Annotated in this window: 7 protein-coding genes; 2 read left to right on the forward strand and 5 right to left on the reverse strand. The window is 57.3% G+C overall.

Going from position 1 to position 9,303, the window contains the following annotated elements; all coding sequences use genetic code 11:
- Together ABJK56_RS06175 and ABJK56_RS06180 are read right to left on the reverse strand one after the other, a co-directional pair.
- The coding region (locus ABJK56_RS06175; protein ID WP_347243790.1) for a prenyltransferase/squalene oxidase repeat-containing protein at positions 1 to 1,332 on the reverse strand (1,332 nt) is incomplete at its 3' end.
- A gap of 149 nt (positions 1,333 to 1,481) precedes the next feature.
- Positions 1,482 to 2,846 (reverse strand): prepilin-type N-terminal cleavage/methylation domain-containing protein, encoded by a 1,365-nt coding sequence (locus ABJK56_RS06180; RefSeq protein ID WP_347243791.1) that lies wholly within the window; start codon positions 2,844 to 2,846, stop codon positions 1,482 to 1,484.
- 354 nt (positions 2,847 to 3,200) lie between these two features.
- Between ABJK56_RS06180 and ABJK56_RS06185 the strand changes: the two genes are divergently transcribed.
- Positions 3,201 to 4,229 carry a galactitol-1-phosphate 5-dehydrogenase gene (locus tag ABJK56_RS06185; RefSeq protein ID WP_347243792.1) on the forward strand — a complete coding sequence of 343 codons (1,029 nt, stop codon included), beginning with the start codon at positions 3,201 to 3,203 and terminating at the stop codon, positions 4,227 to 4,229.
- A gap of 73 nt (positions 4,230 to 4,302) precedes the next feature.
- Here ABJK56_RS06185 and ABJK56_RS06190 read toward each other — a convergent pair whose 3' ends face one another.
- From ABJK56_RS06190 to ABJK56_RS06200, 3 genes are all read right to left on the reverse strand, one after another.
- Positions 4,303 to 5,859 (reverse strand): DUF4159 domain-containing protein, encoded by a 1,557-nt coding sequence (locus tag ABJK56_RS06190; protein WP_347243793.1) that lies wholly within the window; start codon positions 5,857 to 5,859, stop codon positions 4,303 to 4,305.
- Positions 5,860 to 5,943: 84 nt separating this feature from the next.
- Positions 5,944 to 7,710 carry a FecR family protein gene (locus ABJK56_RS06195; RefSeq protein ID WP_347243794.1) on the reverse strand — a complete coding sequence of 589 codons (1,767 nt, stop codon included), beginning with the start codon at positions 7,708 to 7,710 and terminating at the stop codon, positions 5,944 to 5,946.
- 37 nt (positions 7,711 to 7,747) lie between these two features.
- Positions 7,748 to 8,296, reverse strand: coding sequence for a sigma-70 family RNA polymerase sigma factor (locus tag ABJK56_RS06200; protein WP_347243795.1), 549 nt, complete (start codon positions 8,294 to 8,296; stop codon positions 7,748 to 7,750).
- A 393-nt stretch (positions 8,297 to 8,689) separates the two neighbouring features.
- On the opposite strand from ABJK56_RS06200, the gene purN reads away from it, so the two are divergent.
- Positions 8,690 to 9,303, forward strand: a 614-nt coding sequence (purN, locus tag ABJK56_RS06205; RefSeq protein ID WP_347243796.1) for a phosphoribosylglycinamide formyltransferase, incomplete at its 3' end; no start/stop codon positions are given.

Genomic DNA, 9,303 nt, shown 5'->3' on the forward strand with positions numbered 1-9,303 from the left:
AGCGGCTCCCCCATCTGATTGAACCGAGTCGAGAAACACCTGGGCTTTCTGGACGGTGACCTTTGGGACTTGCAGATAAGCCATCATGCCGCTTTTAAGGGCCATGAGCTGCCAGCCCACCACTGAAGTGTCCCCCTTCTGGCGAGGCTGATAGCGCCAGCCGCCGCCTACCGGGTCTTGAGCATTGCAAATGAAGTTGAGTGCCTGCTGGGCCGGGGCGGCCAATACCCTGTCATGAGTCATTCCGTAGGCCTCGCACAACACAATAGAAGCGAGCCCCTGGGAGTACATATTGCCGCCGTCTTCTAGGAAGCTACCGCCTTCCGGGGAGATCTTCATCCGGTTGGTGATCAAAAAGTAAAGGCCAGCCCGCACATTCTTAGCATATTTGCCTTCCCGATGCGTTTGTCCTGAGCCCAGGAAGGGGAGAAGTGCCAGAGCGGTGGCGGCCGCCCGTGCTTCCGGAAGATTGCCCGGGTTGCGACACTGCCCGTTGCATCCGCCGGCTTTGGTGTGGTCGAAGCTCCAGCCACCATCCGGGAGTTGATGATTGGCAAGCCACTGGAGGGCCAGAGCCACAGCCCGCTCGCTCCCCTCAGAAGCGCCACCCAACCGCGCCAACCGCTCTTTGCCCGCTCCTCGGCCAGAAAAGGCGTCACCGCTCAAAGCCCCCAGGTTAGCGAGCAAATCTGTTTGGGGTGCGTGCTCTACCCCAATGGGACTCAATTCTACCGAAGCCATCGCTGCCGTTTGATCGTTGAAAGGCGAGACATCCTGCGAGCTGTCGACGTTGCTGGCCACCTCTACAGGCGATAGATCCGTGGCCAGGTTGATATCCTGCGGCGGCTCGTCGAGAAGCTCCTCCACTTCTTCGAGTTGCTCATTCTGACCCGGAGCGACCACCAAAGTCTGGGCGGTGGTTTCGCGAGGGGCCGGTATGGTAATCATGGCCATGACCAACAAGGCCACAGCATGCACGACCATGCTGACAAACCAGCTCGGCATCCAGTGAAGGATCTCCCACAGGAGATTCCGTCCATTTTTCTGTTCCCGCTCATTGTCGGCTTTTATGCCTTTTGCAGCCGCTGCGACCGCCGTCGGAGAGGGTTGGGCCTTGCCTTTCCCGGTGGATTCACCTTGCGCTCGGATGGCGTTTCCCTGCGCTGAAGGAAGCGTCTTTCCTTCAGGAACGCCTCGAGTTGTCTCACGAGCGTTCTGCGCCGAAGAAGTGCTTTCCGCGGTCGGCGGCGGTGGTGTGCCGGGACCCTGCCCCGGCCCAGGTGATCCTTGCGACGGCTGCTGTTCATCGGGCAAAGGCAACTTGTCGGTCATGCGTGACCTCTCGCCTCACAAGTCTCTGTTCCGATTGACTTTCATCAGTCCGCGGCAATGCCCGCCGCGGTATTCAAGTCAATAGTCTTCTGTCGAAAGCCTGACCCGCAATAATCCGATCGGCGATGTTTTCGCACAAGCTCCCCTTTTCATTTTAACTCGTTACAGAAACATGGTACCAGCATGGGCACGGCCGGCGTCGGTAGCTCGGCCGAGATTGCCCACTCAGCCGAGGTTCTTCTGCGGTTGGTCGGAGAGGCCTGTTCAGCCAGTCCCGAGAATGGTTCCTCGGGGTGATCGGTGGGTGATCGAGTTTGGAGTTTCCCCGTGGCACTTGGAGCATGGGGACCTGGGAAAAGGGTTCTTTTAGGAATCTTGGGGCCGAGAATCATGGCCATAGCAAACAGGGCCAGCGTTTCACCTGTAATGACCAGTCCCTGATACTTCGGCCAGATCGCACAAACGATTGTCGCTGCCATGACCAGTGCTGCCCAGAACGTGATTGCTACTGCCAGCCGCCATCCAGCAAGAAAGCCCGTGCGAATGGCCGCCACCAAAATAGGCGCCGCCGCGGAGGATGTCACGGCATAACCTAGGGGCAAGTACTCCTGCGCGTAGTACATGAGCGGATAACTGCCGGCGAATAGTCCAATCGTTAAAAGGAGCATCCAGCGATCGAACGCCGGTTTGTTGGCGACCAGTGCCATGAGACCCGCCACCAATCCAAAAAACACGATGCTCAGAGGTCCCAGCCATCGCAGCTCGCCTAGCCGATCCACTGGTGCAATGCCCAGCACATCGAGCTGGACAGGACGTCCGAACATAAGTTTCTTGTATTCCCAGACGTATTCCGCTCCACCTTTAGAGGACTTCGCTACTGTGGGTTGGAGAGAGAGTTCCATCAACCGCACATCCGAACCGCTGGTTCTGACCGTCAGAGCGAGCGTGTCTTCTACTCCACCCTCGGGGATTTCTAGGCCGAAAACTCCGCGGCCTACTGCTGAATAGTGCGCCTCGATCGATTGCGGTGAGTCGTTCAGGGATACTGTGCATCGCAGTTGCCTGGGGACAATGACAACGTCTTCGCAAACTTGATCGCCAACGCGAACTTCAAGCTCGGCGAGTGAAACAATCTCTGGCGGTAGCGGAAGAGCTATGTAGTACTCTCCCGTGGTTCGGGCTGGCGCGCGGGCTTCCAGCTTTCCTTTAAATTGAACCTCATATAGAGAAACGGGGACGATGGTGCCCACACTCAATCGGGGGATCAGCATGACTTCCGCCTGGAGGTTCACCACCCGGGCGGGTTGGGACGCACGAGGCGTGCCGCGGGTGCTGGGCTGTTCCGCAGCCACGGGCGGGGTACTCAGGTCCTCGCGATAACTGAGGGCTGACCGCCGGGCAGCCTCTTTGGCCGACTGAACCGCCGGCAGGAGAAGGCCGATGAGCACGCCAATGATGAGGATGACCACCAACAACTCGACGAGTGTAAAGCCACGTGACGAGCCGCGATTCACAGCACTATCCTCCCGGAAAAGAGCGCCGACGGTACGCTTGATATTCGCTAATCCACCGCGTGAGAGCCGGCCAGATCCCTTTCTATGCGAGAGCGGGCCGCAGTCTGCCCATTAAAATAATCTCCTGTGCGGCTCGTGACATTCTTTTTGCACGCGGCAATGAGCAGCGTGCTGAAAAAGCACTGTTCCCCGCCGCCGCTTGACACAGTGAACTCCATTCCGCAGCATCAAATTTCTGACCCAAGATCGCCGCCCTGGGAAAGAGCGTGCGGATTGGGGATCAAAAAACCCAACAGCGGTGGAAGAACCCAAGTATTGTGGCAATTTGGTCCACGTTCTGAAGGAATCCTTCAAGTGAAAGCTCTTGTGCTGACCGCGTATAAGCAGTTGGAAATTCAGGATGTTCCGGTCCCGGAGCCTGGTGCGGGAGAGATTCTCGTCAGAGTGAAGGCCTGCGGTATCTGTGGGAGCGATGTTCATGGATTCGACGGAAGTACAGGGCGCAGGCGACCGCCGATTATTATGGGCCATGAAGCTTCGGGAGTCGTAGCGAAAATCGGTGACGGTGTCACTCAGTTTCGCCCGGGCGATCGGGTGACTTTCGATTCCACAATTTATTGCGGGCGCTGTGAGTTTTGCCGTCAGGGGCGGATCAACCTCTGCGATAACCGTCGTGTTCTGGGGGTCTCTTGTGCCGAGTACCGACAGGATGGTGCGTTCGCCGAATATGTGGTCGTCCCGGAACATATTGCCTATCGTCTCCCAGACAACGTTTCCTTCGAACAGGCCGCCTTGATCGAACCGCTTTCTGTGGCCCTGCACGCCGTGGATCGGGGGGATCTCCGGCTCGGCGAAACAGTGCTCATCATTGGGGGTGGAATGATCGGTTCCCTTATCGTTCAACTGCTCAAGGTCGCGGGGGCCAGTTACATCGTGGTCTTAGAACCGGATCGATTTCGCCAGGAGCTTGCGCGTCGCGCCGGAGCCACCGCTGTCTTTTCGCCGAACGAATCCTGGCAGGAGGAACTGTCCAAAGTGACAGAAGGAAAGAGGGTCACCCTCGTTTTCGACGCCGTGGGCATCGACGAAACTGTCCGCACGGCTGTGGAAACTGTTGAAAAAGGCGGTCGGGTGGTTCTGGTGGGTAATCTGGCGCCTCAGACAACGCTTCCCCTTCAGGCTGTGGTCACCCGCGAACTGACACTCTTGGGGTCGTGCGCATCGCAGGGGGACTATCCCCGCTGTCTGGACTTGTTAGCGCGGGAAATTGTCACAGTGGATTCCCTCATCAGTGCAGTGGCGCCGCTGGAAGAGGGGCCATACTGGTTCGATCAGCTCTACCACCGAAGGCAGCCCCTGCTCAAGGTGATCCTCCAACCGTAACAGTCCCCCGGTAACAGTCCCCGCTGCCGGTGAAAACTCGCTCCTTCGCCGGGGCTGCGTCACAGACATTGCCTCAGTGCGTGATCGCGTAGACGATCACGTTGGTGCCGATTTTCAGGGCGGAGTCGTCTTTCAGGCCATAAGAATAGGGGTGGGGGAACTGCTCCCAGCCATTCCCCAGGTCGAATCGGCTGTAGATGACCGCCAGTCGGCCATCAATGCTGATGCCTTCCAGCTCCGGCGTGTTGATATTGCCGAAGTCCTCGCGAACTCGCGGAGTGTATTCGACTTCCTGGATGTCAAACAGATTGTGGTAAATCGGGTGGTCGAGTGGGATTTTTTCCAGCTTTGCATCCGGAAAGACCTTCGCGATTTCTCGACGGAATCCCATGTCGAACGACATCCGCCCACAGCAGGCATCGGCAAACAGCAAGCCTCCAGCCTTCAAATACCGCTGGAGGAAACCGACTTCGTCGTTGTTCCAGACGAATTCCCGGTGTCCCGTGATGTATAGAAGTGGATAATTGGCCGCCTGCGGATCGGTGAGGCGGATGTTCTGCCGCTTGAATTTGACCTCCAGGGTGGAATTATCGCGCGCATATTTGAGCAGATTGTGGACAGCCGACGGGTCTGGATCCCAATCGCCCTCGTGCATGATCTGTGCGAAGACGAAGTCATCCCGCGTGGGAGCCTCAGCTTCGTAGTAAACCTTGGTGGTGCTTAGGAATCGGGCGAGTTGGTAGCTTCCCAGGATGTAAGTGATCAAATTGGCCCCTACTTGCCGTGCCAGGTCGATGACCAGACGCAAACCGCGGGGATGGTCGTGACCGTCCCAGCCACACGTCATATCGGCAGGTGAAAAGATCACCCCAGAACGACAACCGAAATCAATCGATTCCAGGCAGGGAGCGTCGTCGTACCGAGAACCGTCCGCCTTCTGGTATGTGAAATTGCCCAGCTTGTAGTAGGAAGAGAATACCGGCTCTTCAGGAAGCATTTTTCGCAATGGCCGGCCGGGGAAGATCAGCTCCATTTCGCGACGGAACGACTGCGCAAAATCGTTCCAGCCGCAGCACGCATCGCCGATAATGGTGCCACCATCCATGACATATCGGGCGAGCTTGGCGCGGACATCGTCAGTCAATTGAAAACTATTGTGACCAGCGAACAACAGTGCCGGCAACTCTCGGGGGTCGAAAGAGAAATGGGCGAAATCTGTTTCCACGGCCCGATAGTGGATTCCCAGCTTTTCGTTGGTCCATTCAAGGAGCGTGTTGACATCGGCGGGGTCCGTCATCCAGTCCCGGTACATCACCCGTTTGCCATCTCGCGTGATCCAGCGGACACTTCCCAGGGCCATCTTTCCAATCAGGGCAGGGGGACTGGGTGGCCGTTTCTTTTCTGTTCGCCGCAAGGGTGTGACGGGGAGCGGTAGCGGCGGGAACGATTCGCCCCCAGTGCGGTGCTGCGGTGCCGCTTTGGGAGGTGGACCGCAGTCGATCGGTCCTGAATTTTCCTCTCCGAAAACAAGGGCGGGTACGGCCACTCCGCCAGCCTGACCGATGACCCAACTGAGACCGGTGACCTGGAGAAACTCCCGACGGGAATGTGTTCGCAATCGGCGGTTCATGATGGCACCTCGCGTATTACCTTGACGACATAACAACTCTTTCTGTCCCGACCCCGACCGTCCACCGGAGAACGGCTATTTCAGTCACGGTTTTTCCGTTGCTATGCCTCCGTCGTTTGCGTCCATCAGTGTATCCCCGATACGTCGCCCCTCCGGTGTGTCGCCGGGGAGCGGCATAGCCCCACTAAAAGTCGCTTGAGTCACAAGGAAATCGGCATGACGTCGGACCGTTTCCTCCTCCATTACTTCATTGTAGAAGCAGACCTCATCGATCGCGCCAGGAAATGGATATGCGTGGGCCAATCGGGCATCAAACCCCTTTCCGATTCCCAGTGGTCCAGACGGTACCGTACCAGACAGTCGCCCCTCGAAAACTTTTTCCAGCCTGCTGTGAGCGCTCAAATCCTGAAGGTAGGTGCAGATATGCGTGGTCTTCCGCTCCTCATCCGTCCGCACGATCACAACCGCAAAATACCAGTGCCCGGCGGCCAGGCGACCCCGCGTCTGGGCCCAATTGTCGTCAGCGACGAGCAGATGCACCAGGGTGGCCTCACTTGGGGCCCCGGTTTCCGATGGCAAAGCCGCAAGCAGGAACCCACAACGGTTTGTGTCCTGACGCGTGGCGAGGAGGCTTCCCACAGCCTGAGGCGATTGGTCCGACCAACCATCAAACCGGAAAATGATTTCTGCGGTAAAACGATTTGGAAACGTCAGCGGCTCCTCGGTTTGCCATCCCAGCCCGTTCGAATTCCCATCGCGATTGGCCCGAATCACGCGAGCAGCCCGCGATTGGCCTTCGTAGCCGACTTCCCATTGCGCGGAGACGTCCGAAAACGTACCACGCATTCTGACAGGAAAAATGTTACCGACATGACCATCGCGGTGGTCGTACAGAGCGGCAGCTTCTTGTTCAAAGTCGGCTGACAACCAGATATGGGGATCATGCACTGCGACGTAACGCCAGGCGGCGACGGACCCCTTTTTCGGAATGTCTGTCCAAAAACGATCACCACGCCACGGGATTGTGAGTAGTCGACCATTCCGGCTCACCATCGCCGCCTCTCCTTTTCGGAGTTCCCGCACATCTCCGTCATGCGGCTGAAGCGGTGCCAACGCCACTTTTCCCGTCAGGACGTGAACCCGGGTCGCCTCCGGTGCAACTTCCACGGCGAAGCTCGTTCCGCGATCGGCGATTCTGGCGTGGGGGGTTTTCACCAAGAAGCTACGGCAGCCCGGTGCGAGCTGCACCACCATTTTGCCGCGAGTGAGCGTCAGACTTTGTGCGTCGTCGACGCGGAGTGCCGCAGGCCCTTCCAGCGTCCAGGTCGTTCCATGGCGGTCTCGCCAGGCCGCCAGCCCCGAGCGAAGGCAGACGACATCACCGGCTTTGAGCGGACTCCCCACTATTAGATGCGGGGTATTAAAGTCTGCTTCGAACACATCCACACAGGTAGCGATCTCCGACCTTTGAGGACGAGTTACTCCCGGCTGATGGAAAGCGTACCACCTCCACAGTAGGACTACACAAAGGCTCATGGCGGCAGCTATCCCAGCCAATCCCCAGGCAAGGACACGTCGGAGTGCCTTTTTCTGGCTAGCGAGAGATTTTGTTCTGGCAACCTCCGCAGCGATTGTCGGAACATCGGCGTCAGCCCGCGAATCAGGGATATCGAGTAGATTTCCTGTGCCCCAGTGGAGTTCTCCGAGGAGCAGCACGTACTCGATGTAAAGCTTCCTGCCCTCGGGAGTGCGCGCCAATTCTTCGAGGCAGCGCACATCTTCATCGCTGCCTCTTCCTTCGACGAGGGCATCCACGAGCTGGCAGAGGGAAGCACGTTCTTCGGCGTTCATGGGCATTTCTGAGCGACTGCGAACCTCATCGCTCTTTTCATGCACTATCTTCCGCTGTACGCAATTTCTGTTGGATGCATTTCAACACGGCCATGCGAATGCGGTGGAGCATGCGCCGCACGGCCTCGACCGACTTTCCATGCAGTTGAGCGATTTGCTCGGTGCTCATCTGATGGAAGTATCTCTGGTTCAGTAACTCGCGATGATGGGGTTGAAGTTCCTGAAGGCACTCTCGCAAGGCTTCACGTCTTTCGTCTATGGTGTCCACAACACGAACCGCGTCGTTGGCAATTTGCTCCAGGAACTCTGGAGAAAAACATCTCGCCGCCCGAGCTGAACGGTCCCGGTGTTTAAGGACTTCGTTGCGGGCAATCCCACACGCCCACCGGAAAAAATCCTCTCCTGGACGAAAATCCTCAAACCGCCGCCATAGGACCACGCTGACGTCCTGAACGATCTCCTCGGCCTCCTGGGGGTCAGGCACAAGCACCATAACATAAAGGAACAACTTGCGCTGAATCCCCGCCAGAAGCCGGACGAAAACCTCGTTTCTGCTCTCGTTTTGGCCTTCCGACCGCGATTGCAACGCTCAACCTTTCCATGCTGTCAACCTGCAGGCAGTTTGTCTTCTTTTCGATGCAACCAGGTTTATAACATTGATTTCGCACAAGCGGTACCAGCAGGTCCCTTTCAGGCCGCTTCAAGAACGAACACGAAGGAGTCCCCGGTCAGGTGCCTCTTTGTGGTCCCCGCCCGCCATAAACCTTATTCCCTTCCCACGGGCAAAACAGGACATCCTCTTTTCAAAAAGACAACAGAAATGCATTGATGGTAGACAAAACGCGCGTCATTGTGTGTTATGAGTGTTGCTGAAATGCTCGATGCCGTGGGGTCGTCGAATTTTCTGATACAATGAACCGGCTGAAAGGGCCCCGCGGATGACTCTTTTTCATGTGCTGAGCCTCAGGAGGAGCTGGGTATGGTCGGTGATGTCCGTATCTTGCCTGTCGCTGTGCTGATTTCCGGTACCGGAAGAACTCTCCGCGATCTCCTCAAAGCCGTTGACGAAGGTCGGGTACCGATCGACGTGCGGCTGGTGATTGCCAGCACCCCCAATGCCAGTGGGCTTCAGTATGCGGAATTTATGGGCATTCCGGCAGAGGTGATCGAAAGAAAAGATTACGACTCATCTGATGCATACAGTGCCGCGATTTATCAGCGTTGCAAGGAGATTGGTGCCGAATACATCATCATGGCGGGATTTGCCATCCGCCTCACAATCATTCCCGAGTTTCAGAACCGCGTGATCGGTACCCACCCCGCTCTGGCTCCAGCGTTTTGCGGGCAAGGGTATTTTGGCCGTCGGGTTCACGAAGCGGTGCTCGAACACGGGGTCAAGGTCACCGGCTGCACAGTGTTCTTTTTGGATCAAGAGTACAACAACGGCCCAGTGATTATCCAGAAGTGGACACCCGTGGAACCCGATGACACGGTGGAAAAACTCGAAGCGCGCGTACTGAAACTGGAGACGGAGGCTCTCATTGAGGCGCTCCAGCTCCTGGCTGAGAATCGCATTCGGGTCGAAGGCCGCCG

The organism is Thermogutta sp. (assembly GCF_039793925.1).
In the GTDB taxonomy this organism is placed as follows: Bacteria; Planctomycetota; Planctomycetia; order Pirellulales; family Thermoguttaceae; genus Thermogutta.